The organism is Streptococcus sp. S784/96/1 (genome assembly GCF_902729355.1).
Classification (GTDB): domain Bacteria; phylum Bacillota; class Bacilli; order Lactobacillales; family Streptococcaceae; genus Streptococcus; species Streptococcus caledonicus.
Genome location: NZ_CACVCC010000006.1, coordinates 28091 through 53231, shown reverse-complemented (window position 1 = coordinate 53231; position 25141 = coordinate 28091). Strand labels below are relative to the sequence as shown.

Below are 25141 nucleotides of genomic sequence, written 5' to 3'. Positions count from 1 at the left end.
TAGTTACAATAATCCTGTTTCCTTTCCAACTAAAACAAGAGCATAGCCCATAACTATAAGAGGAATGAATGCTATTGTTTTTTGTTTATTGAGTTTAAAGAGGTAGAAAAAAATTCCTAGGATGCTAGCGAATTGGACAATCCAAAGAAGGTCTGATAATGGGATTGCTAATCCTAGGGTTGCTAGGTATAGAAAGTCTCCAGCACCGACATTGATATTTTTCAGTAGGGCAAAAATTCCTAGCAGGCATAGTAATGTAAAAGTGAGATTAGCTGTGTAAAATGGTAGTAGTAATAGAGTTGAAAGTAGCCAAATGATTAAAGGATACTCTTGGTTTTTTAAATCATAATAGCTGAGGATAAAACCGAGTGTTAGGGTGTAAAAGTAAAAAAAGATTTCCATATCTTATTATTCGTAAAAGCAAAATTTTTGACTTTTATTTAGAATCATTCTAAAATAGAAGTGTAAGTTATTAGCATACTTAAATGCTTAGCAAATTTTCACAAAGAACAAAGGAGATTCTTATGGTAATAGATATTACACCAAAAACAATTGATTTTCCAGAAACAAAATTGGTTTTGAACCAAGCTGTTGCAGATATATCTAAAGCGATGTCAATCATTCACCAGGCACACTGGTATGCGCGTGGAGCGGGTTTTGTTGCTTTCCATGAAAAAATGGATGAGTACATGGATGATTTGGCAGATGTTTTGGATGAATTTAGTGAGCGCTTAATCATGCTAGGCGGCAAACCTTTTTCAACGCTCAAAGAATTTGATGAGGAGTCAAATTTGACAGAAACACCAGGTTCTTATGATGTGACAATACCAGAGCGTCTAGAACGTTTAGTGGAGCTTTATCGCTATTTGTCAGCTCTTTATCAAACGGGACTTGAAGTCACTGATAAAGAAGGTGATGATGTGACTAATGGTCTATTTGCGGATGCTTTGGGCGATAGCCAAAAAATCATCTGGATGTTACAAGCAGAACTCAATCAAGCTCCAAATCTTTAAAGATAGCCAAAAGCCTCCAAAAAGTGTATGATAGGTACACGTGGAGGTTTTTTCATGAAAAAATTATTTGTTGTAGGGGATGTGCACGGGGAATTTGACCTCTTGCAGGCACTTTTGAAGCATTGGGATAAGGAAAGTCAGCAATTAGTCTTTTTGGGAGATTTAGCTGATCGGGGTCCAAAATCCAAAGAATGCTTTGAATTAGTCATGTGTTTTGTTAAAAACGAAGGTGCCATTTGCATCACTGGAAATCATGAGGATATGATTTTACGCTGGTTGGCCTCTCCAGAGGATAAGATGGAATGGTACCTGCGAAATGGTGCCAAAGAAACTTTTGAAAGCCTTTTTTATCCAGGTATTGTTGAGGAAAAGTCACCTTTAGAAATAGCAGAGCTTTTTAGGTCGGAGTACGCGGACCTATTAGACTTTATCACGAATCTACCGGTTTACTATGAGCATGATTATGCTATCTGTGTACACGCTGGCTTTGATTTGACCTTGGAAAACTATAGGGAAACAAGTCGTTATGATGCTATTTGGATTAGGGAAGCTTTTTACGGTAGTGATATTGTGCCAGATAAGTTAGTCGTTCATGGGCATACCCCGGTAACTTCTATCCGTCAGGATAAATTGCAGACGCAATTATGTTATAAAAATAATAAGCTTAATATTGATGGTGGCGCTGTTTATCAGGGAAGTCTTCATGGGGTTGTGATTGGTGAGAATGGACTTGAAGCCGACTATCAAATTTTTCACAAAGACTACTTAAAGGGGGAGTAAAATGACTCTGAGGATTGTTGAAGTGGTCCTACTAGCTTTCTCTTTTATCAGCATTGCTTATCATTGTGAACGATAGCTTGAGAAACGTTGCGCAGACGGCTTATGATGAGAAATGTTACTATCATCTGACTTGCAGTAATTGCCATCTTATCCAGCGGTTGAACGGTCGGAAGTTGAAATCTGCGGTGAAAGGAAAACTGTGAGAGACAAAAGAATTTTTAGGAAACCGTAAAGTCTCTTATATCTTATTCTATCCGTCTTGTCAGAAAAAAGTGGTAGCCTGTCTTGATGTTAGAAAACCAAGGTGATTAGGTGAGTACATGCTTTGGTTTTGGCCATATCAGAGGAGATAAAAAGCGTATTAGCTATGATTTTAGTCAAACTGATGATTTATCTTCTCATTAGCCGATTTGTGATAAGATTGATTTTAGCTATTTTTAATTTTTCTTGCAAAATGCAATCGTTTGCGAAAACTGCTTGAAAAAGAGCATTTTTTTTGGTACTATTTCTATATGAAAACACTCTATGATGTGCAACAGTTGTTGAAACGATTTGGGATTATTATTTATCTTGGTAAACGACTCTATGATATTGAACTCATGAAAATTGAGATTGAGGGCTTGTATCAAAATGGCTTAGTTGAAAAGGATGATTATATTTTAGCTGAATTAATTTTACGACGGGAACACCGATTGGAGATTGAAAAGGAAAGGAAATAGTTCTTTCAGGAAGTGAAGCTCAGCTGTTATTGAGAGTGGTTACCCTGGTGTTAGCTTACTAAACTGATTGAACTGGTATGGAAACGATGGTAAAAAAACTACTAGGTATTGACCTTGGTGGAACGACTGTTAAATTTGGGATTTTAACACTTGATGGTGAGGTCCAAGAAAAATGGGCTATTGACACTAATATTTTGGATGATGGTAAACAGATTGTGCCAAATATTGTGGAGTCAATCAAACACCGCTTGGAACTTTATGGATTGACAAAAGATGATTTTGTTGGTATTGGTATGGGCTCTCCAGGCGCAGTTGATCGTGAGAAAAAAACAGTTACAGGTGCTTTCAACTTGAACTGGGATAATACTCAAGAAGTAGGTTCAGTGATTGAACGTGAACTTGGTATCCCATTTGCGATTGATAATGATGCAAATGTGGCAGCTCTTGGTGAACGATGGGTCGGTGCTGGTGAAAACAATCCTGACGTCGTCTTTATGACACTTGGGACAGGTGTTGGCGGTGGTATCATAGCTGATGGAAATCTTATCCACGGTGTCGCAGGTGCTGGTGGTGAAATCGGTCATATGATTGTAGAGCCAGACCATGGTTTTGCTTGTACTTGTGGAAGTAATGGATGCCTAGAGACCGTAGCTTCAGCAACGGGTGTAGTGCGCGTCGCTCGTTTGTTGGCAGAAAGTTATGAGGGAGTATCAAGCGTTAAAGCAGCGATTGATAATGGTGAAATAGTAACAAGTAAGGATATTTTTACAGCTGCAGCAGCAGGAGACAGTTTTGCCGATTCTGTCGTTGAAAAGGTTGGTTTCTATTTAGGACTTGCCGCAGCAAATCTTGGAAGTATTCTTAACCCAGATTCAATTGTTGTCGGTGGAGGTGTGTCAGCAGCTGGGGAGTTTTTACGTAGTCGTATTGAAAAATATTTTACTCGTTATGCTTTTCCACAAGTTCGTAAGACAACTAAGATTAAAATTGCAGAGCTTGGAAATGATGCTGGTCTTATCGGTGCGGCAAGCTTGGCTCGACAATTTGTTACCAAATAAGGAGATACTATGACACCACTATCACTTATTTTATGGGGGATCTTGATTGTATGGGGGCTCTATTTAGCTTGGAATTATTTTCGTGTTCGACGTGCAGCAACTTTTCTAAGTTTTAAAGAATTTGAAGGTAAAATGCAAGGAGCACAGCTCATTGATATCAGAGATACGGGAAGCTTTCAGAAAAAGCATATTCTAAGAGCACGCAATCTTCCAGCCCCTGGCTTTGCCCAGTCGCTCGGAGCGCTCCGTAAGGATAAACCAATCCTTCTGTATGATGCCACTCGTGGCACAGAGTTGCCTAAAGTGATTATGACCTTGAAAAAGGCAGGCTTTAAGGATGTCTATGTTCTTAAAGATGGTTTTGATTATTGGCAAGGAAAGACTAAGATTGGAAAATAATAGAAGCTGAGCATTGGCTCAGCTTTTATAGTACACAAAAAATGGGGTATTATAGCATAGACTTTTGAGGAATTGGTACAGAATGCTAGGCATAAAACTGTGAAAAGTGTATAATGAAAATAAGAAAAACGGTTACAAGGAGACGGCATGGCTGACATTGATTACAAAAAGGTAACAGGAATGGTGCATTCTACCGAAAGTTTTGGTTCTGTGGATGGGCCTGGTATACGCTTCATCATCTTTTTACAAGGATGCAAGCTCCGCTGTCAATATTGCCATAATCCTGATACTTGGGAAATGGTATCAAATAAAGCTACCGAGCGTACGGTGGAAGATGTTTTGAAAGAAGCGCTCAATTTCCGTCATTTTTGGGGGAAAAATGGAGGAATCACGGTATCTGGTGGGGAAGCAATGCTTCAAATTGATTTTCTAATAGCTCTCTTTACAGAAGCGAAAAAATTAGGTATCCATACGACTTTAGATACCTGTGGGTTTGCTTATCGACCAACACCAGAATATCATGAGATTTTAGACAAATTATTAGCAGTAACAGACTTGGTCTTGCTTGATTTGAAAGAAATTGATCCTGTGCAGCATAAAATTGTGACGCGCCAGCCAAATACTAATATTTTGAAATTTGCACATTATCTATCAGATAAAGGCATTCCTGTTTGGATTCGTCATGTTTTAGTGCCTGGTTTAACTGATATTGATGAGCATTTGATTGATCTCGGTAAGTTTGTTAAAACCTTGAAAAATGTTGATAAATTTGAGATTCTTCCTTACCATACTATGGGAGAATTCAAATGGCGTGAACTTGGTATCCCTTATCCGTTAGAAGGGGTTAAACCTCCGACAAAAGATCGTGTGCAGAATGCTAAAGATTTGATGGAAACTGAAAGTTACACCGAATACATGAATCGTATGGCAAAAGTTTAATGTCTTTGAAAATTGATACGTTACTTCGTCGAGCTTTAATTTTTTGTCTAGCCTTTCATGCTTTTCGGTAACAAAATAATGACATTATGAATGATTTGGTTTAGAACAAATCAAGAGAATGGTATTAGAATATAACATTTTATTTGAGTGAGAGTGAAACAGAAGTCAAGATTTCTATTTCACTTTTTTTGTTTTCGATAGTGATGTGGTGTCATATGGTAACGCTGTTTGAACTGGCGATTGAAATTAGATAAGTTATTAAATCCTACCTGCTTGGCAATTTCTGAAATAGGATCTAATGAGTGAATTAATGCTTCACAGGCTTTGTTGAGCCTTAATTGAATTAAAAAATCCATACATGAGCTACCTGTGTGTAATTTAAAAATACTCATGAAGTGATTTTTACTATAGCCAAAGTCTTTTGCTAATTGTTCAATTGAAATATCCTTGTCATAATTTTCTTGAAGAAAATGGATTAAGTCTTTGAGTTTTTGATATTTTTGGTAAGTATCATCAGTGTAGTGACGATTGACATGGCGGTGTTTAAAGAGAAGATATAAGAGCTCATGTAGTTTTGCTTTCAGTAGCATATCGTAATAGAGACTTTGTTCTTCAATGAGAGCGAAAATGCTGAGCAGGCAATTTTTGATATCAGAATATCCAGTATCAGACGGTTGAAGAAGAGAAACGAGATGAAAGTGACCAGAGTGTAAAGGCTGAATATAACGTTGACTAAAAGTTTCAATGTTATTACGTCCAAGATTATCCAGATGAATACGAAAAACAGTTGAGTGTTCTTCTCTATTGTCTAAGGGATGGATAGCATGCATGGCGGTTGGTTGGATAAGAATGATATCACCAGCTTGACTTTCAAACTGTTCAGAATTAATATGATAAGAAGCTGTGCCATTGTGCACAAAAATAATTTCTAATTCAGGATGCCAATGATACATGACATTTGGATAACCATTTTGAATATGATTTTTCTCGTAATCAAAAGGAAAGCCAGAAGGATTATCTTTTAGAAAGCGGCTATATTTTGACATAATCTCTCCTTTTTTAGTGTTATTATACCCAAAAAACTTCCCTAAGGTGAGGAAGTTTTTGGTTTATCCTTTTTTATGAAGTTTCATGTAAAGAAAGTTAAGTCCTAATCCTATAAGTGCTAAAATGATAGCGATATAGAAGGCTTGGCTATAGTTACCATTGTTGGCCGTAGCCATTTGTACGGCAACACGTGGGGCAAAGAAGGCCGCAAGTGAGTAACCTGTAAAGACGATACCGTAGTTTACTCCCTGGTTAGCTGGACCGTAATTTTCCATGACAATGGATGGGAAAACCCCCATAACCCCACCAAAACAGATACCAAGTCCAATAATACCAAGCGTGAAGCCGAATTGACCAGGGATAACTGTTAACACAAGAAGTGCAACTGCAACAACTGAGTAGATGATAAGGAGTGTCTTGCTACGACCGATTTTGTCTGAGACAGAGCCCCAGATAAGACGACCGCTTGAATTGGCAATGGAATACAGGGATACATATAGCGCAGCGGTTCCAGCTGAAAGTCCAAACATAGATTGTCCGATTGGCGATGCTTGAGAAGCAATCATTAAACCTGAAAAAGCACCGACAAAGAACATTGAGATAATAATATAGAAAATTGGTGTTTGGACCATATCAGTCCAGGTTTTATTAACCATTCCCTTACCAGCTTGAGCAGGCGGGTTCCATCCTTCTGGCTCGTATCCAAAAGGAGCAGCTTTAATAAAGAAACTTGCAATAAGAACGACGGCAATGTAGACAAGCCCAATGGCACGGAAGGCAAATTTTGCATCATGGCTTTGGATAATGATTGATGCGATTGGTGACACGATAACAGCAGCAAATCCCATACCACCTGTTAAAATACCAGAGGCTAAGCCACGTTTATCTGGGAAGAGGCGTAATGTATTAGATAAAGCGCCAGAATAAGCGAAGCCTTGTCCCAAACCAGCCATGAGACCATAAGTGAGGTAAAGCATGGTTGGCGTTGTTACGTAACCTGTTAAGAAAAAGCTAAGGGCAAAGAGCAATGCACCGAGTGCAATTGTCCATTTGACATAGCCTTTATCGACGAGATAGCCGCCTAAAATCATGGGAATAGGGCCAATGGCAGAGTTAATGGTAAACGCCATCATGATTTCTGACATGGACCAACCTGTCTGGGCACTGAGTGGCCCAGCAAAAACTGAAAAGGCATAAACAGCTCCAGTACATAGCAAAATGGCAGTTGAGGCAGTAATGACTTGCCAACGATTTAACGATTTCGACATAATAATCCCTCTCTAAAAGAAACTTTGTTTATTTTTTCACGAATATACCATAAAATCGAAAAAGCTGTCAATGAGTTTTATACAAAAATTGAAACTTTTTTCACAAAGTGATACAAAAACACGAGATAATAATATAATAACCCGAATTTTATCAAGAGAACGTTTACAAAAGCATTAAAAGTAGTATAATGATACCATAAAATTGTGAAAGAGGTAACAAGATGAAATTAGTTGCTATCGTCGGTACCAATTCAAACCGATCAACCAATCGCAAATTGCTGAAGTTTATGGCAAAGCACTTTGAACAACAAGCTGATATTGAGGTTTTGGAAATTAAGGATTTGCCAGCTTTCAATGAGCCAGAAGACAAAACCGCGCCAGAAACAGTGGCAGTATTTTCTGAAAAAATCTTAGCTGCAGATGGGGTGATTATTTCAACACCTGAGTATGACCATACGATTCCAGCACCGTTAGCGTCTGCGCTTGAATGGATTGCATACACCAGTCGCGCCCTTATCAATAAACCAACTATGATTGTAGGGGCATCACTTGGTCTTTTGGGAACATCGCGTGCACAGGCACACTTGCGTCAAATCCTAGATGCACCAGAGTTGAAAGCACGTGTCATGCCAGGGACAGAATTCTTCTTAGGTCACTCAGAACAAGTTTTAGATAATAACTTTAATTTGAATAATTCAGAAAAAGTGGCTGAGTTGGAAGAACATTTCGCAGAATTTGTCCAATTTGTGACCTTGACCAATCAATTAGTTAAGCCAGAAGATACTGATCGTAAAAAGTCTTTCATCTGGGAAGATTGGCTAAAAGCGTAAGTGATGGAGGAATGAAGTGATGAAATTAGTAGCGATTGTTGGTACCAATGCGAAGAAGTCTTATAACCGCATGCTTTTGCAATTCATGCAGAAGCATTTTATGAAAAAGGCTAATCTTGAGATTTTAGAAATCACAGACGTGCCAATGTTTAATGAAACCGATGACCAAACTGACACGCCAGTGATTCAAACGTTTAATACTAAAATTACTGAAGCAGATGGGGTAATTATTGCGACACCTGAGCACAACCATACCCTCCCGTCAAGCCTTAACAGTCTGATTGAATGGTTATCTTTTAATGTCCATCCATTGGATGGCAAACCAACCATGATTGTTGGGGCGTCATACGATGTGCAGGGGTCATCTCGTGCACAATTGCACCTGCGTCAGATTTTAGATGCTCCCGGTGTTAATGCGACTGTTATGCCAGGTAGTGAATTCCTTTTAGGTCGTGCTCATCGTGCCTTTGATGAGAATGGTGACCTTACCAATGAAGGGACAGTCGATTTCTTAGATAGTTGTTTCTTGCGTTTCTTGCGTTTTGTTGAGGTGGCAAATCAGCTCAATATTCCAGAAGAAGTTCGTTTTGAACCAGGTACTTATGCGGTTACGACAGAGGGGCATAATGGAAAACTTCCTATGGCGGTCACTCTTTCTGAAGAAAAGATTGAGAAAATTGACATTGATTCATCTGGTGAATCATCTGGGATTGCAGATATTGTTTTCACCCGAGTTCCAGCTGAAATCATTGAAGGCCAAACTCTTAACGTTGATGCGATTTCAGGTGCGTCAGTCACTTCAAATGGGGTGATTGATGGGGTAGCGCGTGCCGTTAAATTAGCAGGTGGTAATCCAGATGTGCTTCGTAAACGCCCTAAAGCGCCTTCGGCTTTGGACAAAGAAGATAAGACCTATGAAGCTGATGTCGTTGTCATCGGTGGTGGTGGTGCCGGTCTTGCAGCGGCGGTAGCTGTTATCCAAGAAGGTAAGAAAGTTATTGTCGTTGAAAAATTCCCAGCAGTCGGTGGGAATACCGTTCGAGCAGGTGGTCCAATGAATGCACCAGATCCTGCTTGGCAAAATACTTTTGCGGCTAATCCAGGTGAAGCGCATAACCTTCAAGAATTGATTAACACGGATGAAGCAACCATTGATCCAGAATACTTAGAAGACTTTAGGACACTGAAGGCTGAGGTGGAAAATTATCTAAAAGATCCAAGTTATCTTTTTGATTCAACCCTTCTTTATCGCATTCAGACTTATATCGGCGGAAAACGAACTGACCTTAATGGACAGGAAATTCATGGGAATTATGACTTGGTGAAAGTCTTGACAGAAAATGCCCTTGGATCTGTTCGGTGGTTGGAAGATATTGGGGTAGAGTTTGTTCGTGATGAAGTGACCATGCCAGTTGGTGCACTTTGGCGCCGTGGGCACAAGCCTGTTCAGCCTATGGGATTTGCCTTCATTTCTGTTCTTGACAAATACGTTCGAGAACACGGAGGCACCATTTTGACCGACTCACCAGTTAAAGAATTGATTGTTACTGATGGTATTGTTCGAGGTGTTATTGCTGAAGGACGAAATGGTCAAACCATTACAGTAAATGCTAAGGCCGTTGTCATGGCTTCTGGTGGTTTTGGTGCCAATACGAAAATGTTGCAACAATACAACACGTATTGGTCTGAGATTGATGATGATATTGCTACATCAAATACACCAGCTGTAACCGGTGATGGTATTCTCCTTGGGCAATCTGTTGGTGCCGACCTTGTTGGTATGGGCTTTAGCCAAATGATGCCAGTGTCAGATCCCGTGACGGGAGCTCTCTTCTCGGGGCTTCAAGTGCCACCTGCTAACTTTATCATGGTCAATAAAGAAGGAAAACGCTTTGTTGACGAATACGGCAGCCGTGACAAATTGTCGCAAGCTGCGATTGACAATGGTGGACTTTTCTACCTTATCGCAGACGATAAGATTAAAGCGACAGCTTACAATACTAGTCAAGAAAAAATTGATGCGCAAGTTGCAGCAGGGACCCTTCACCGTGCCGATACCTTGGAAGAATTGGCAGAACAAATTGGTGTTGATCCAGAAACATTGGTCACAACGATTAAAAACTACAATTCATACGTTGACGCAGGTTTTGACCCAGAATTTAATAAGGGTGGTTTTGACCTTAAATGTGAAGTAGCACCATTTTATGCTACTCCACGTAAACCGGCAGTGCACCATACTATGGGCGGCCTCAAAATTGATACCACAACACACGTTATCAATGAAAGTGGTGACATAATCAAAGGACTTTATGCTGCTGGTGAGGTAGCAGGAGGACTCCATGCGGGTAACCGTTTAGGAGGTAATTCATTGACAGATATTTTCACCTTTGGTCGTATTGCAGGTATTACTGCGGTTTCTGAAAATTGCTAACAGTTATAATATAGGGGACTGGGTGATGTACCAGTCCTCTTGTTTTATCATTGAGGAGGAAAAATGGAGGCTTTAAAAAAAGTTTTTGACATTACGGTAGAAGTTGGTGTGACGATTTTGGTAGGACAAAATGATATCAATGGTAGGCGTTAGTTGATTCCTATTTTATCAGGTGAGTTAGTGGGAGATGGCTTACATGATAAAGTTCTTTCCGGAGGAGTGGATAGTCAGATTATTCGACCGGATGGTCGCTATGAGTTATCGCCTCGTTGGATAATGGCGGAGTTTTTACTATAGAAAATAATGTTATCCGTACGGTTATAAAAGATAATGTAGAACAGGTTAAGATCGGAGCTTTTATAAAACTGTATTATTTTGTCAGAAAACCAGAGTTTGAGGCTTATGGTGAGTATTTGTCTTGGATTAAAGAAAAATACTCTATCTCTAAAGCCAAGCGCTTGCCAAGCAGAGTAGTACTCTTTTTATATGAGATGATCTAAAGAATTGTTTGGTAAGGCTTTATTGGATAGATGGTTTTATGGTATAATAAAGAAAAATTTGAAAAAGAGGTAAATCATGTCTAAATGTTTAGTTTTTGGTCACCAAAATCCTGATACAGATGCTATTGCATCATCATACGGTTGGGCTTATCTTGAGCGTACTGCTTGGGGTCGCGATGCGGAAGCTGTTGCTCTTGGTATACCTAATGAAGAAACCGCATTTGCGCTTAACTATTTTGGTGTTGAGGCTCCACGTGTGGTAGAATCTGCTAAAGCAGAAGGTGTTTTTCATGTTATTTTAACTGACCATAACGAATTTCAACAATCAATCGCTGATATCCGTGAAGTAGAAGTGGCAGCAGTGATTGACCACCACCGTGTGGCGAACTTTGAGACTGCAAATCCTCTTTACATGCGTTTAGAACCAGTTGGATCTGCATCATCAATCGTTTACCGCGCGTCAAAAGAAGCAGGTGTGACACTTCCTCGTGAAGTAGCAGGACTTCTTTTATCAGGTTTGATTTCAGATACGCTTCTTCTTAAATCACCAACAACTCATGAATCTGATGCACAAGTGGCTAAAGAATTGGCAGAGCTTGCTGGTGTCAATTTGGAAGAATATGGTCTCGAGCTTCTTAAAGCAGGTACAAATCTTGCGAGCAAGTCAGCAGAAGAATTGATTGACATTGATGCTAAAACATTCCCGCTTAATGGAAATAGTGTCCGTGTTGCACAAGTGAACACTGTTGATATTGCAGAAGTTTTAGAGCGTAAAGCAGATATCGAAGCGGCAATGACAGCCTCATCAGTAGCAAATGGTTACTCAGACTTTGTTCTTATGATTACTGATATCTTGAATTCAAATTCAGAAATTCTTGCTCTCGGTTCTAATATGGATAAGGTTGAAGCAGCTTTCAACTTTAAACTTAAAAACAACCATGCCTTCCTTGCAGGCGCTGTTTCTCGTAAAAAACAAGTGGTACCACAATTGACAGAAAGCTTTAATGCTTAATAACTAAAAAGCCAGCTTTAGTGCTGGTTTTTTAGTCTCAAATATTTGCTAAAGTAAGCAGAGCTTTTATATAATGGATTTGTTTGATAGCTAATTCTAATGTTTGTTTTTAACTTGGATAGTCTATCATTATTAAACATTTGATATAGAAAAAAATAATACTCTTAAAATACCATTTATTCCCATTTTTTAAGAGTATAAGGAGTTAACATGAAGAAATTATTAATAGTGAACATGTTTGTCTTAGGACTTTTTCTGACTGCTTGTCAATCAATATCTGATATGAGCACATCAAATACTGATAAGGAACAAACTTCCGTTTCAGCTGAGAAGATTGATTGGGAAAAGGCGGGGCCAGATGCCAAGGCGAATCGCATTTCTTTTGATATGGTTAAGGAAGATGTGGAGTCAGGAGCTAAGTTTTTTGATGTCCGCTCTGCAGAGGAGTATAAAGCTGGTAATTTTGGTATTACAGAGAATTTTCCAATTACAGATTTAGAAAACGGAAAGCTACCAGAGCTTCCTAAAGATACTAAAATCTATGTTCATTGTCTAAAAGGAATTCGTTCAGCACAAGCAGTCAAACTTTTACGAGATGCTGGCTATACTCAAGTCTTTGATATGGGCGGTGTAGAGCATATAGAAGCTATTGGCGGTATCTTGGAGTAGGAACTTCAATTAAGTTTTTCAATGTGAATAACTAAAATTCCCCGACTAGGGGGATTTTTTGCTATAATAAAAGCAAGTTAAATGAAAGAAAGAGGAACTCTATTTGCAAGAGTATTCTGTGGAAGTTACTTTAAATCACCCTGATGATGTGATGGCATTGTTTGGTAGTAATGAGCGTCATTTGAGACTGATTGAAGAAAATCTTGGTGTCATTATTCATGCCAGAACGGAGCGTGTTCAGATTTTAGGAGATGATGAGGAAGCTGTTGAAATAGCACGTCTCACGATTAATGCCTTGCTGGTCTTGGTAGGTCGTGGCATGGTAGTGAATACCTCTGATGTGGTGATGGCCTTGTCTATGGCTCAAAATGGTAGCATTGACAAATTTGTTGCCCTCTATGAAGAGGAAATCATCAAGGACAACTATGGCAAGCCAATTCGTGTGAAGACCTTGGGGCAAAAACTCTATGTGGATAGTGTGAAAAAACATGATGTGGTATTCGGAATTGGTCCAGCGGGTACAGGAAAGACTTTCTTAGCTGTCACTTTGGCGGTTACTGCCCTCAAACGTGGTCAGGTGAAGCGTATTATCTTAACTCGTCCAGCAGTTGAAGCTGGTGAAAGTCTTGGCTTCCTTCCTGGTGATTTGAAGGAAAAAGTTGATCCTTATCTTCGTCCTGTCTATGATGCTCTCTATCAAATTTTAGGAAAAGAGCAGACCACGCGCCTGATGGAGCGTGAAACCATTGAAATTGCACCACTAGCCTATATGCGTGGACGGACTTTAGATGATGCCTTTGTCATCTTGGATGAAGCACAAAACACGACCATTATGCAGATGAAGATGTTTTTGACACGTCTTGGCTTTAATTCTAAGATGATTATCAACGGTGATATCAGTCAGATTGACTTGCCAAGGAAAGTTAAGTCTGGTTTGATTGATGCGACGGAAAAATTGCAGAGCATCAAAGCTATTGACTTTGTCTATTTTTCAGCTAAAGACGTTGTCCGTCATCCTGTTGTTGCTGAAATTATCAAAGCGTACGAAGATGAGCGATCAGCTGACTTCCAGAAAGAAGTGGCGGAGGCTGCCGAAGCAACTTCTGGTTTGACCAGCTATGAAGTCATTGGGGAATTACCTGAGGAAGAATAAGTTATTTACAGTAGGTGAGTTAATGGAAATGTTATCATCATATTTCAAAGTTCGTCCGATTGTTGAAGAGGATTTAATACAAGTTTTAGAACTTTATCAGGGAAATCTATTTTTCTTTAGACATTGTCCACCTGAACCGAGTTTAGCGAGTATACAAGAGGATATCCGTCGTTTGCCAGATGGGAAATCTCAAAGTGATAAGTATTACCTTGGCTTTTGGGAGAAGGAGAAGTTAGTAGCAGTCATGGATTTTGTCTATGATTATCCAAACGAGGAGACTGTATTTATTGGCTTTTTTATGGTCAATTCATCTTGTCAAGGTATGGGAATAGGGAGTCGAATCATTCAAGAGACCTTTGTCTATTTTTCCAGAAGTTTTAGAAAAGTGAGACTAGCTTATGTAAAAACCAATCCTCAAGCAAAACATTTTTGGGAAAAGCAGGGTTTTCTACCAACAGGTATTGAAGTAAAAGAAGAGTTGTACACTTTTGTTATTGCGGAAAGAGAATTGTCGCAAGGAGAATAGCACCACATTTCTATCTTTTTAGAGGTAGAGATGTGATGCTATTTCTTTTTAGTCCACCCAAGTCACGACTTCTTCACGTGATTTGCGGGTACGAGGGTGTTTTGGTTCTTTGAGGCGATAGCCAAAGGACACCATGCTAGCGATGCCTTCTGTTTTGGGATTGATAAGACCGGCGTCTGCTAAAATAGCGTTCACCTTGTCGTAGTCAAAGCCCTCGATAGGGCAAGAGTCTATGCCGAGGCGGATAGCGGTTATCATCATATTGCCCATAGCGATGTAGGTTTGCTTAGCTGTCCAATCCCAAAGGGCACGAGGGTCATTAGCCACCTTCATGTCACGCTCTTGAAAGGCTTGATAGAGTGGCAGACGGCTTTTCACACCTTCTTCGTCAAGACCACGGCGGACGAGGCTTTGGTAAATAGCAGAGCTGTCGTAGCGGGCATTTTTCTCAGCCAAGAGAAAAACGAAGTGACTAGCAGTATCAAGCTGAGGCTGAGCGCCCCAAGCTACCTCTTTAAGCTGTGGTTTAATGCTCTCAAGTTTTCCTGTGCCATTGTTTTCAAAGACTAGGAAACGCCAGCCTTCTAAGCCAACAGAAGATGGGCTGAGCCAAGCTGTATCGAGTATAAGTTCCATATCCTCACGAGCTATTTTTTGGTCATTGTACACACGGATAGCCATGCGGCGGTTGAAATTGTTACGGATGTCGTCATGAATAGAGGTCATAAAGTCTCCTTTTTAATAATAGTAACGCAGGGTAAGGTTATGTTGGCGATGAGTAGTCCTAGAAAACTGAGGCACAGAATCATTGACAAAATGAGCCCATATTGTAAGGATGGTGTGAAAAATCCGATGAAACTTTTTAACAATTGGTATAGTAATAAGTATATAGTAGCCATTTTGAATGATATTCCCTGGCTTGGTTTGTGTAGTTAATAGTCGCTCACCGTCTGAAATATCTAGAGTAACTTTTTTTATCAGAGAAGATTTGATACGGAGTTGACAGGATGTCTGTGGAAGATTACGTTTAACTATTTTCTTATTCCTGATTTTAGCAACCCATTCACTATTGATATAGATAGAATACTTTTGGAATTTTCCCAAATGTCCCGTCTGTCGTTCAATCTAAATCATGATAAGTACCTCTTCTAATATCATATCAAAATTTTATGAGTTAGGTGTCTTTTTGATAATTGCAATAGTTGGATGAGTGATATAGATGACGGTTAGGATAAGTATATACAGAATGATTAAGCCTAACATGACGTACTTATACTGTTCTAGTATGGGATTTGAGTATCTGAACAAATTAAGCATTGGTAGGCTCACTATTCCCATATAATAGAGAATACGTAAAAGGTATCCTAACTGATTGACTTTAATGATGAGATGGTCACCCTCCATAGCGTCGATATATGCTGCTTTTTGAAAGTCTTTTTTGACCCTAAGCTGACAATGAGACTGAGGTAACTGCATCTCTTGAATCTCATTGTTGACAATGGTTCTGACAAGCTGTGAATTTAAGTAAATTCGATAACTTGTTAGTGTGTCAAGCCAACCAGTTTGTCGTTCTATCTTGATAGTCATAGCATCACCTCTTTTACCTATATTATAACGCTTTCAATGATTTTTGTCATGAGATAGCAATATCCTTGTATTGCCATTATCACAAAGTTTACGTACAATAAGTATTATGGATATTAAGGCAGAAATTAAGCAGTTAGCTGCTGAGATTGGAATTTCAAAGATTGGGTTTACAACGGCAGATGATTTTTCCTATTTGGAAAAATCGCTGCGCCTCGGTGTCGAAGAAGGACGGACCACAGGTTTTGAACATAAAAATATTGACGAGCGTATTGATCCCAAATTATCCTTAGCAACAGCTAAGACCATTATTTCTATAGCAGTTGCCTATCCCAATAAATTGCCAGTTTATCCACCGAAAACAGCCTACAAACGTGGTAAGATTACCCCAAACTCTTGGGGACTGGACTATCACTATGTGCTACAAGACAAGCTGAAACGTTTGGCAGAAGGCATTGAAAAACTAACCGAAAACTTTGAGTACAAGGGGATGGTGGATACAGGTGCCCTTGTGGATACAGCAGTGGCCAGACGGGCAGGAATCGGCTTTATTGGCAAAAATGGTCTGATCATCTCTAAGGAATACGGCTCTTACATGTATCTGGGAGAGTTGATTACCAATCTTGAGATTGAGCCAGATAGTCCAGTCGATTACGATTGTGGAGACTGTACCCGCTGCTTGGATGCCTGTCCAACCTCTTGCTTGATTGGGGATGGTACCATGAATGCCAGACGGTGTTTGTCTTTTCAGACTCAGGACAAGGGCATGATGGACATGGAATTTCGTAAGAAAATTAAGACCGTGATTTATGGGTGTGACATCTGTCAGATTTGTTGTCCTTACAATAAAGGGATTGATAACCCTTTAGCCTCTGAGATTGATCCAGAGTTGGCACATCCTGAACTCATTCCATTCCTTGAACTGTCGAATAAATCCTTTAAAGAGAAATTTGGCAGGATTGCGGGTTCTTGGCGGGGAAAAAATATTCTGCAACGCAATGCCATTATCGCGCTAGCCAATGCCCACGATAGAAGTGTTGTGGTCAAGTTATTAGAAATCATCGATAAGAATAATAATCCCATTCATACCGCGACAGCCATCTGGGCTATCGGTGAGATTGTCAAAAAGCCTGATGAGGCAATCCTTGATTTTATGCGCAGCCTTTCTCCGAAAGAGGAAGAGAGCCAGAAAGAATTAGCTTTGGTTTTGGAAAAATGGCAGAGCGCTTAATTTTATGGTAAAATAGATAGGATTGAATAAGAGAAATGGAGAACACCCATGGAAGTGGCTGAAATTCGCCAAAAAATAGTAGAAAACAAAGAGAAGTTGACTAGCTTCAGGAGGTCTCTTTGACCTAGATAGGTTAGAAGAAGAGATTGCCTTACTTGAAAATCGTATGACGGAGCCTGACTTTTGGAATGACAATATTGCGGCTCAAAAGACATCGCAAGAGTTAAACGAGCTTAAAAACACTTATGAGACTTTCCATAATATGGAAGAACTTTCTGATGAGACAGAACTCTATCTTGAAATGTTGGAAGAAGACGAGAGTGTTCATGATGATTTGGTTGAAACCCTTGAAAAGTTAGAAGGTATCATGACCAGCTATGAAATGACCTTACTTTTGTCTGGACCATATGATCATAATAATGCGATTTTGGAAATCCATCCAGGGTCAGGAGGGACAGAAGCTCAGGACTGGGCTGACATGCTTTTGCGCATGTACACCCGTTATGGAAATGCCAAGGGCTTCAAAGTTGAAACACTTGATTATCAAGCGGGAGATGAAGCTGGTATCAAGTCAGTGACCCTTTCATTTGAAGGTCCAAATGCTTATGGTCTCTTGAAATCAGAAATGGGTGTGCACCGTTTGGTACGTATTTCACCATTTGATTCAGCAAAACGTCGCCACACCTCATTCACCTCTGTTGAAGTTATGCCAGAGTTGGACGATACGATTGAAGTTGAAATCCGTGATGATGATATTAAAATGGATACCTTCCGTTCAGGTGGTGCCGGTGGTCAGAACGTCAATAAGGTTTCAACTGGTGTACGTCTGACCCACATTCCGACAGGCATTGTCGTTGCCTCAACAGTTGACCGTACCCAATATGGCAACCGTGATCGTGCCATGAAAATGCTTCAAGCTAAGCTCTACCAAATGGAGCAAGAGAAAAAGGCAGAAGAAGTTAACGCCCTTAAAGGTGATAAACGTGAAATCACTTGGGGAAGTCAGATTCGTTCCTACGTTTTCACCCCATATACCATGGTCAAAGATCACCGAACAGGTTACGAAGTCGCCCAAGTTGATAAGGTTATGGATGGAGATATTGAAGGCTTTATGGATGCCTATCTTAAATGGTTGATTGACTAAGACTTGAGCAAAACGTTAATCCATAAAATCCATTGCTGAGCCATATAATATGGTTATATCATCTTTAAAGAAAATAAAGTCGAAAGGAAAAGAGTTCTTTTAAAACTCTTGAAATAAGCTAAATGCCATTGATTGAATTACGCGATGTTACCAAAAAGTACCATCGTTCAACAACTGCTCTTCGTGAGATTACAGTCAATGTAGACCAAGGAGAGTTTGTCTACATTGTTGGGCCGTCAGGAGCAGGAAAGTCATCTTTTATTAAATTGCTTTATCGTGAAGAAAAAGCGACAAAGGGCACTATTAAAGTGGGAGAATTCGATTTGACGAAACTTCGTCAAAAAGATGTTCCCTTTTTGCGTCGTTCTATAGGTGTTGTTTTCCAAGATTATAAATTACTTCCTCGTAAAACTGTTTTTGAAAATGTTGCTTATGCAATGGAAGTTATTGGAGAAAAACCTCGGAACATTAAAAAACGTGTCCCAGAAGTTCTAGATTTAGTTGGATTGAAACATAAAATGCGTTCTTTCCCTAATCAGTTGTCAGGTGGTGAACAACAACGTGTTGCTATTGCTAGAGCTTTGGTCAACAATCCTAAACTTCTTATTGCTGACGAGCCAACAGGAAACTTGGATCCAGAAAATTCATGGGAGATTATGAATTTGCTTGAACGAATTAACCTGCAAGGAACAACAGTTTTAATGGCGACGCACAATAGTCAGATTGTAAATACCCTTCGCCACCGCGTGATTGCGATTGAAGGTGGACGTGTGGTACGTGACGAAGAGAAGGGAGAGTACGGATACGATGATTAGACGATTTTTCCACTATATGTGGGAGGCATTCAAAAACCTCAAACGTAATGGGCTCATGACCATTGCCTCTGTTTTTTCTGTAACAGTTACGTTAACACTGGTTGGAATTTTTGCAGCGGTGCTGTTAAATACTGAAAAATTAGCGCGTGGGATTGAAGAAAATATTCAAATAAATGTTTTTCTTCGCGTTGATACCTATGATCAAGATAAGGAAGTAAAAAACGATGTTGGTCAAATGGTTCCCAATGAGAATTACCAGGTTGTCCAGAAAGCAATTGAAGTGATTCAAGGTGTTGATACGGTAACTTTCTCAAGCAAGGAACAAGAATTAAAGAAACTTCAAGAACGCATGGGCGATGCTTGGAAAATGTTTGATGGGGATGCCAACCCACTTTCTGACGTGTATGTTGTTCAAACAACATCACCTAAAGAAGTTGCCTCAGTAACTGAAGAAATCAGTAAAATTAAAGGAGTTGACCGTGCTGACTACGGTAAAGCTGATACGGAAAAAATCTTTAAAATGGCATCGTTCATTCGTGTCTGGGGATTTGGAGCAATTTTATTGCTAGCCTTTGTTGCCCTCTTTATGATTTCAAATACTATTCGTATTACCATTATTTCTCGTCGTCATGAGATTCAAATCATGCGACTTGTTGGAGCGAAAAATTCTTATATCCGTGGACCATTTTTCATGGAAGGTGCATGGGTTGGTTTACTGGGGACAATTATTCCAGCTGTTATTCTTTATATTGGATATCAGTATGCTTACAACAGTTTCCAGAAAAATCTCTCAATTGAGCATTTATCAATGTATGATCCTAACCCGTATAGCTACTATGCTATTGGAGCTTTGTTCCTTGTAGGGATTTTAGTTGGATCTATGGGGTCAGTTCTTTCTATTCGCCGTTATCTTAAAGTATAAAGAAAAGCCTTTCAGATTGGAAGGCTTTTTCATTATTGTAAAAAGGGATTAAAGGTCTTTTCGTGACCGATTGTCGTATTAAAACCATGGCCTGGATGGACATCGTACCGACTTGGGAGGGGCAGTAATTGTGTCTTGATACTGTTTATCAAGGTATCAAAGTCACCTGTGGGCAGGTCAGTTCTTCCAATGGTTTCTTTAAAGAGAGCATCCCCTGAAAAAACGAGATTTTCCTCATCAAAGACAAGCGATACACTGCCATGAGAATGCCCGGGTGTTGGTAAGACTCGGAACTTAAATCCTGAAAGGTTATAAGCTCTGCCATTTTCAAAAAGAACATCAGCAGGAGATATGATAACATCTCCCAGATCGGGATGTCTAGCAGAACCATTGAGTGCAGGATTTCCCAACCAATCCGCTTCGAGTGGATGAACATAAACAGGAGGGCGGTTGAACTGCTCCCTTATGGCATCAACACTGATGATATGGTCATAATGCGTATGTGTCAATAGAATAGCAGCAATAGGTTTATTGATTTGGTCAATCTCTTGAAGAAGTCCTTGAGTGTCGCTTCCTGGATCAATGACAAGGAGGGCCTCATCATTTGATACCAAATACGTATTTTCCCCAGCAACAGGGTTTAAGTGCTTTTTAATCTTCATGGTTTTAGTTTACGCCAAATGAGAAAGGAAATCAAGTTATAGGCCACAAGGGAGGCATACAGTATCAGCTAATGAGAAGTTTTTGTAACAGAGAAAATTTTCTTTCGGATTGAAATAAGCCCACTTTTCAGCTATAATATTAGAAGTTATTATGTTAATGACGCCTTTTTGTGCGCCTAAAAGAAAGAAAACCAATGTAGAATGTAGAAAAACTATCAGAACAAATAATAGTGTAGCTTTGCTATGTCATAATGAAATAGAAGTGAGAGAAAAATGACTTTACAAGACGAAATTAAAAAACGCCGTACCTTTGCCATCATTTCCCACCCAGACGCAGGTAAAACAACCATTACTGAGCAACTGCTCTACTTTGGTGGAGAGATTCGTGAGGCTGGGACGGTTAAAGGAAAGAAAACAGGAAACTTTGCCAAGTCTGACTGGATGGATATTGAGAAACAACGTGGTATCTCGGTAACTTCATCTGTAATGCAGTTTGACTATGCTGGTAAGCGTGTTAATATTTTGGACACACCAGGGCACGAGGACTTTTCAGAAGATACTTACCGTACCTTGATGGCGGTGGATGCGGCTGTCATGGTCGTTGACTCTGCCAAAGGTATCGAGGCACAGACCAAAAAACTCTTTGAGGTTGTGAAACACCGTAACATTCCAGTTTTTACCTTCATTAACAAATTAGACCGTGATGGTCGTGAGCCGCTTGATTTGCTTGAAGAATTGGAAGAAGTGCTTGGCATTGCCAGCTACCCAATGAACTGGCCAATTGGTATGGGAAAATCTTTTGAAGGCCTTTATGATTTGCATAATCAGCGTCTAGAACTCTACAAAGGTGATGAGCGTTTTGCAGACTTGTCAGACGGTGATCAACTCTTTGCGAACAACCCTTTCTATGAGCAAGTGAAAGAAGATATTGAATTGCTCGCTGAAGCTGGAAATGAATTTTCTGAGCAGGCGATTTTAGATGGTGATTTGACACCAGTTTTCTTTGGCTCAGCCCTCACTAACTTTGGGGTACAGACTTTCCTTGATACCTTCTTAGAATTTGCGCCAGAACCTCACGGACATAAGACCACAGAGGGAGAAGTGATTGACCCGCTCGACAAAGACTTCTCAGGCTTTGTCTTCAAAATCCAAGCCAATATGGACCCTCGTCACCGTGACCGTATTGCCTTTGTGCGCGTGGTATCTGGTGAATTTGAGCGTGGTATGGCAGTTAACCTACCTCGTACAGGAAAGGGGGCGAAGCTCTCTAACGTGACCCAGTTCATGGCAGAGTCTCGTGAAAATGTTGAAAATGCTGTCGCTGGAGACATTATTGGTGTCTATGATACAGGAACGTATCAAGTTGGTGATACCTTAACAGTTGGTAAGAATAAATTTGAATTTGAACCCTTACCAACCTTTACTCCAGAGATTTTCATGAAAGTTGCTGCGAAGAACGTCATGAAACAAAAATCTTTCCACAAGGGAATTGAGCAATTGGTGCAAGAAGGAGCTATCCAGCTCTACAAGAACTACCAAACAGGAGAGTACATGCTTGGTGCGGTTGGGCAACTCCAATTTGAAGTCTTCAAACACCGTATGGAAGGTGAGTACAATGCAGAAGTCGTTATGACCCCAATGGGTAAAAAGACCGTGCGTTGGATTAAGCCAGAAGACCTTGATGAGCGCATGAGTTCAAGTCGAAATATCTTGGCTAAAGATCGCTTTGACCAACCTGTCTTCCTCTTTGAAAATGACTTTGCCCTTCGTTGGTTTGCGGACAAGTACCCAGATGTAGAATTAGAAGAGAAGATGTAATGATGTAAAAAGCTGACGCAAGTTAGCTTTTTTCTTAGCTAAAAAATGTAATCGTTTGCATTTTTTTCCGAATATGCTATACTTGAGGCAAAAGTTGAGGAGGTATTATATGTTTCCTATTTCTGAACCAATATCAAATCATTTCTTGTTGTCGCTGATTCCCCTAGTGCCAGGACTACTAGCCCTACGCTACCTTCCTTGGAACAGGATTTCAGATGTGACGATCACGATGAACAATAACGCATTAACACTAAAGAGAGAGAATTTAGTAACGAGTGCTAAAATGATTTTAGCTATTTTTACTGTAGTGATAAGTTTTTCCCTATTTTCTCTAGGTCTTAGCCAAGGTCAGGGGTGGCTACGCTTTGTGTATTTAGGTTTAGCTCTATTAAGTGTAGGTTTTCATTTAAAAAAGGCCGTTGACTAATTTAGTGCTTGTGATTTCAAAAGTATCTGATCATTTGAGAGGGTACTTTTATTATTTTAGTTAAAATGTGGTACAATATAGAAAACACTTTAAAATATGCAAGTTAGAAGGGAAGAGTACTTTAAAATGGGAATTTTTTCTGGAATGATTGGCAATGCTTCACAAAAAGATAACGATAAGGTTGAACGACAGCTGGAGGATATTTTGATTCCTGGTGAACAGGTCACTTTGGCTTACTCCTTGGTCCGAGACTTGATTGTTTTTACTGAGAAACGCTTGATTTTGGTAGACAAGCAGGGCGTGACAGGGAAGAAAACGTCTTATAAGTCTATTCCCTACCGTTCGATTTCACGTTTTACGGTTGAAACATCAGGGCATTTTGATTTAGATGCGGAGCTAAAAATTTGGATTTCATCCGCTGTTGAACCAGCAGAAATCTTACAATTTAAGAGCGACCGTAATGTTGTGGAAATTCAACAAGCCTTAGCAGAAGCTGTACTGAGATAACTAAAATCTATTATTAGAGCAACTCTAATGTTGTTCTTTTTTTGTTTTTTTAGAAAAGTTTGTGAAAAATGTCTAAAATAATCTTGTTAAAAGTTGTGAAAAATTATACAATGTAAGTGTATTCATCTATAAAAATAAGAAAGGAAATTTAGATGAAAAAGAAATATTGGTTAGGCTTTGTCATGAGCCTGTTAGCTGCCTTGTTTTTAGTAGCTTGTGGAGGTAAGTCTGAAAAGGCTGCTGAGACAAGAACAGAAGCTAAAAAAGAAGAAGTGGTTTCAGGTGCATCTGCTAAAGAATACACTAATCCTAAAGAATTAAAAGACAGCTATGATGTTGTGGTTATCGGTTCAGGTGGTGCTGGAATGTCTGCGGCCATCGCTGCCAAACAAGGTGGCGCAAGCGTTGCTATTTTTGAAAAAATGCCTGTTATCGGGGGAAATACCTCTAAATCTTCTGGAGGAATGAACGCTTCTGAAACCAAGTTCCAAAAAGAACAAAATATCGATGATACAAATGATCTTTTCTATGAAGAAAGTTTGAAAGGTGGTAAAGGTACCAACGATCCAGAATTGCTTCGTTACATGGTTGATAACTCAGCAGAAGCTATTGACTGGTTGGATAGCATTGGTATTACACTTAGCGATATCAGTTTCTCAGGAGGTTTCTCAAAAGCACGTATTCACCGTCCAGCAGATGGATCAGCAGTAGGTGGCTACCTTGTTAATGGTCTTTACAATAACTTGGTGGAAAATAAGATTCCAATCTTTGTAAATGCAGATGTTACAGAAATCATTGAAAAAGATGGTGTTGCGGCAGGTATCAAGGTCACTGTTGAAGGTAAAGGCAAAACAATCTCAGCTAAAGCAGTTGTAGACGCCGCTGGTGGTTTTGGTGCTAACATGGATATGATTACAGAATTGAAGTCTGAATTGAAAGGCTATGTGACAACTAACCACGAAGGAGCAACTGGTGATGGTATTGAACTTGCTAAAAAATTGTGTGCAGCAACTGTTCAATTAGAGCAAATTCAAATTCACCCAACCGTTTACCAAGAAGAAGGAAAAGAACCATTCCTCGTTTCTGAGGCTATTCGTGGTGAAGGTGCTATTCTTGTCAACGCTCAAGGAAAACGTTTCTACACTGAAATGGAAACACGTGATAACGTTTCTGCTGCAATCAACAAACTTCCAGAACAATATGCTTATGTTGTCTTTGACCAAGGACTTCGTGAACATTCAAAATCAATTGACACTTACGAAGAAAAAGGTATGACTGTCAAAGCTGAAACTGTTGAAGAATTAGCTAAAGCTATCGATGTTGATGCCGCTAACTTGAAAACAACAGTTGAAAACTGGAACAAATACGTTGCAGACAAAAACGACCCAGAATTTGGTCGTAAAACAGGTATGGACCGTGATATGTCTAAAGCGCCATACTATGCAATCAAAGTCTCACCAGGTATTCACCACACCATGGGTGGTTTGAAAATCAATACAAACACAGAAGTATTGAAAGAAGATGGCTCAGCTATTCCAGGCCTATATGCTGCTGGTGAAGTTACAGGAGGTGTTCACGGTAACAACCGTATGGGTGGTAATGCCGTAGCAGATATCGTTATCTTTGGTCGCCAAGCAGGTACAAAAGCAGCAGAATTTGCTAAAAAATAATAATGTCTTCTCTTGAC

Annotated in this window: 28 protein-coding genes; 22 read left to right on the top strand and 6 right to left on the bottom strand. The window is 39.7% G+C overall.

The window, feature by feature from the left end:
- Positions 1-3 precede the first annotated feature (3 nt).
- Positions 4-402, bottom strand: a complete 399-nt coding sequence (locus tag GZ996_RS03295) for a prepilin peptidase (protein ID WP_156806460.1) — start codon at positions 400-402, stop codon at positions 4-6.
- Positions 403-524: 122 nt separating this feature from the next.
- On the opposite strand from GZ996_RS03295, the gene GZ996_RS03290 reads away from it, so the two are divergent.
- The 6 genes from GZ996_RS03290 to pflA all read left to right on the top strand — a co-directional run bounded on the left by GZ996_RS03290 (position 525) and on the right by pflA (position 4908).
- Entirely contained in the window at positions 525-1013 is a 489-nt protein-coding gene (locus tag GZ996_RS03290; RefSeq protein WP_332307257.1) for a Dps family protein, read from the top strand.
- Positions 1014-1067: 54 nt separating this feature from the next.
- Positions 1068-1793, top strand: a complete 726-nt coding sequence (locus tag GZ996_RS03285) for a metallophosphoesterase (protein WP_156806462.1) — start codon at positions 1068-1070, stop codon at positions 1791-1793.
- 512 nt (positions 1794-2305) lie between these two features.
- On the top strand, positions 2306-2512 hold the full coding sequence (locus GZ996_RS03280; protein WP_156806463.1) for a YqgQ family protein: 207 nt from the start codon (positions 2306-2308) through the stop codon (positions 2510-2512).
- Between the two features lie 86 nt (positions 2513-2598).
- Positions 2599-3570, top strand: a complete 972-nt coding sequence (locus tag GZ996_RS03275) for an ROK family glucokinase (protein ID WP_161978779.1) — start codon at positions 2599-2601, stop codon at positions 3568-3570.
- Between the two features lie 9 nt (positions 3571-3579).
- Positions 3580-3969 (top strand): rhodanese-like domain-containing protein, encoded by a 390-nt coding sequence (locus GZ996_RS03270; protein ID WP_156806465.1) that lies wholly within the window; start codon positions 3580-3582, stop codon positions 3967-3969.
- 147 nt (positions 3970-4116) lie between these two features.
- Positions 4117-4908, top strand: a complete 792-nt coding sequence (gene pflA / locus GZ996_RS03265; RefSeq protein WP_156806466.1) for a pyruvate formate-lyase-activating protein — start codon at positions 4117-4119, stop codon at positions 4906-4908.
- 179 nt (positions 4909-5087) lie between these two features.
- On the opposite strand, the gene GZ996_RS03260 is transcribed toward pflA, so the two are convergent.
- Both GZ996_RS03260 and GZ996_RS03255 read right to left on the bottom strand, forming a co-directional pair.
- A complete protein-coding gene (locus GZ996_RS03260) occupies positions 5088-5954 on the bottom strand; it encodes a helix-turn-helix transcriptional regulator (RefSeq protein WP_162011323.1) in 867 nt (288 codons plus the stop codon).
- 63 nt (positions 5955-6017) lie between these two features.
- Positions 6018-7223, bottom strand: a complete 1206-nt coding sequence (locus GZ996_RS03255) for an L-lactate MFS transporter (protein ID WP_162011322.1) — start codon at positions 7221-7223, stop codon at positions 6018-6020.
- 221 nt (positions 7224-7444) lie between these two features.
- Here GZ996_RS03255 and GZ996_RS03250 point away from each other — a divergent pair, with 221 nt between their 5' ends.
- The 8 genes from GZ996_RS03250 to GZ996_RS03215 all read left to right on the top strand — a co-directional run bounded on the left by GZ996_RS03250 (position 7445) and on the right by GZ996_RS03215 (position 14344).
- Complete coding sequence (locus GZ996_RS03250; protein ID WP_162011321.1) at positions 7445-8053, top strand: NADPH-dependent FMN reductase; 609 nt, start codon at positions 7445-7447, stop codon at positions 8051-8053.
- Between the two features lie 19 nt (positions 8054-8072).
- Complete coding sequence (locus GZ996_RS03245; protein ID WP_162011345.1) at positions 8073-10484, top strand: flavocytochrome c; 2412 nt, start codon at positions 8073-8075, stop codon at positions 10482-10484.
- 153 nt (positions 10485-10637) lie between these two features.
- A complete protein-coding gene (locus tag GZ996_RS03240; RefSeq protein ID WP_156806467.1) occupies positions 10638-10781 on the top strand; it encodes a hypothetical protein in 144 nt (47 codons plus the stop codon).
- Positions 10754-10984, top strand: coding sequence for a hypothetical protein (locus GZ996_RS03235; RefSeq protein ID WP_162011320.1), 231 nt, complete (start codon positions 10754-10756; stop codon positions 10982-10984). Before GZ996_RS03240 ends, GZ996_RS03235 begins: the two co-directional genes overlap by 28 nt.
- Positions 10985-11060: 76 nt before the next feature.
- A complete protein-coding gene (locus tag GZ996_RS03230) occupies positions 11061-11996 on the top strand; it encodes a manganese-dependent inorganic pyrophosphatase (RefSeq protein WP_156806469.1) in 936 nt (311 codons plus the stop codon).
- A gap of 210 nt (positions 11997-12206) precedes the next feature.
- Positions 12207-12665, top strand: a complete 459-nt coding sequence (locus GZ996_RS03225; protein WP_156806470.1) for a rhodanese-like domain-containing protein — start codon at positions 12207-12209, stop codon at positions 12663-12665.
- Between the two features lie 103 nt (positions 12666-12768).
- Positions 12769-13818, top strand: coding sequence for a PhoH family protein (locus GZ996_RS03220; RefSeq protein WP_162011319.1), 1050 nt, complete (start codon positions 12769-12771; stop codon positions 13816-13818).
- Positions 13819-13840: 22 nt separating this feature from the next.
- Entirely contained in the window at positions 13841-14344 is a 504-nt protein-coding gene (locus GZ996_RS03215; protein WP_156806472.1) for a GNAT family N-acetyltransferase, read from the top strand.
- 48 nt (positions 14345-14392) lie between these two features.
- Here GZ996_RS03215 and GZ996_RS03210 read toward each other — a convergent pair whose 3' ends face one another.
- Both GZ996_RS03210 and GZ996_RS03205 read right to left on the bottom strand, forming a co-directional pair.
- Positions 14393-15070: an NAD(P)H-dependent oxidoreductase gene (locus tag GZ996_RS03210; protein ID WP_162011317.1), complete on the bottom strand. Its 678-nt coding sequence runs from the start codon at positions 15068-15070 to the stop codon at positions 14393-14395.
- A gap of 441 nt (positions 15071-15511) precedes the next feature.
- Complete coding sequence (locus GZ996_RS03205; RefSeq protein ID WP_162011316.1) at positions 15512-15931, bottom strand: hypothetical protein; 420 nt, start codon at positions 15929-15931, stop codon at positions 15512-15514.
- Between the two features lie 106 nt (positions 15932-16037).
- On the opposite strand from GZ996_RS03205, the gene queG reads away from it, so the two are divergent.
- The 4 genes from queG (at position 16038) to ftsX (ending at position 20040) form a co-directional block, all read left to right on the top strand.
- The gene (gene queG / locus GZ996_RS03200; RefSeq protein WP_162011315.1) at positions 16038-17159 is read left to right on the top strand and encodes a tRNA epoxyqueuosine(34) reductase QueG; all 1122 of its coding nucleotides are present in this window, start codon (positions 16038-16040) and stop codon (positions 17157-17159) included.
- A 48-nt stretch (positions 17160-17207) separates the two neighbouring features.
- A protein-coding gene (gene prfB / locus GZ996_RS03195; RefSeq protein WP_156806476.1) for a peptide chain release factor 2 occupies positions 17208-18303 on the top strand; the annotation gives its coding sequence in 2 pieces (ribosomal slippage) (positions 17208-17279 and positions 17281-18303; 1095 coding nt in all).
- Positions 18304-18425: 122 nt separating this feature from the next.
- Positions 18426-19118, top strand: coding sequence for a cell division ATP-binding protein FtsE (gene ftsE / locus GZ996_RS03190; RefSeq protein ID WP_156806477.1), 693 nt, complete (start codon positions 18426-18428; stop codon positions 19116-19118).
- Positions 19111-20040 carry a permease-like cell division protein FtsX gene (gene ftsX / locus GZ996_RS03185; RefSeq protein ID WP_162011314.1) on the top strand — a complete coding sequence of 310 codons (930 nt, stop codon included), beginning with the start codon at positions 19111-19113 and terminating at the stop codon, positions 20038-20040. The genes ftsE and ftsX overlap by 8 nt, the downstream gene beginning before the upstream one ends.
- 32 nt (positions 20041-20072) lie before the next feature.
- On the opposite strand, the gene GZ996_RS03180 is transcribed toward ftsX, so the two are convergent.
- Entirely contained in the window at positions 20073-20702 is a 630-nt protein-coding gene (locus GZ996_RS03180) for an MBL fold metallo-hydrolase (protein WP_156806479.1), read from the bottom strand.
- 273 nt (positions 20703-20975) lie between these two features.
- Between GZ996_RS03180 and GZ996_RS03175 the strand changes: the two genes are divergently transcribed.
- The 4 genes from GZ996_RS03175 to GZ996_RS03160 all read left to right on the top strand — a co-directional run bounded on the left by GZ996_RS03175 (position 20976) and on the right by GZ996_RS03160 (position 25124).
- Positions 20976-22520 carry a peptide chain release factor 3 gene (locus tag GZ996_RS03175; protein ID WP_162011313.1) on the top strand — a complete coding sequence of 515 codons (1545 nt, stop codon included), beginning with the start codon at positions 20976-20978 and terminating at the stop codon, positions 22518-22520.
- Positions 22521-22629: 109 nt separating this feature from the next.
- Positions 22630-22947: a hypothetical protein gene (locus tag GZ996_RS03170; protein WP_161978785.1), complete on the top strand. Its 318-nt coding sequence runs from the start codon at positions 22630-22632 to the stop codon at positions 22945-22947.
- 126 nt (positions 22948-23073) lie between these two features.
- Positions 23074-23454 carry a PH domain-containing protein gene (locus GZ996_RS03165; RefSeq protein WP_156806482.1) on the top strand — a complete coding sequence of 127 codons (381 nt, stop codon included), beginning with the start codon at positions 23074-23076 and terminating at the stop codon, positions 23452-23454.
- Between the two features lie 152 nt (positions 23455-23606).
- Entirely contained in the window at positions 23607-25124 is a 1518-nt protein-coding gene (locus GZ996_RS03160; RefSeq protein ID WP_162011312.1) for a flavocytochrome c, read from the top strand.
- The last annotated feature ends 17 nt before the right edge of the window (positions 25125-25141 follow it).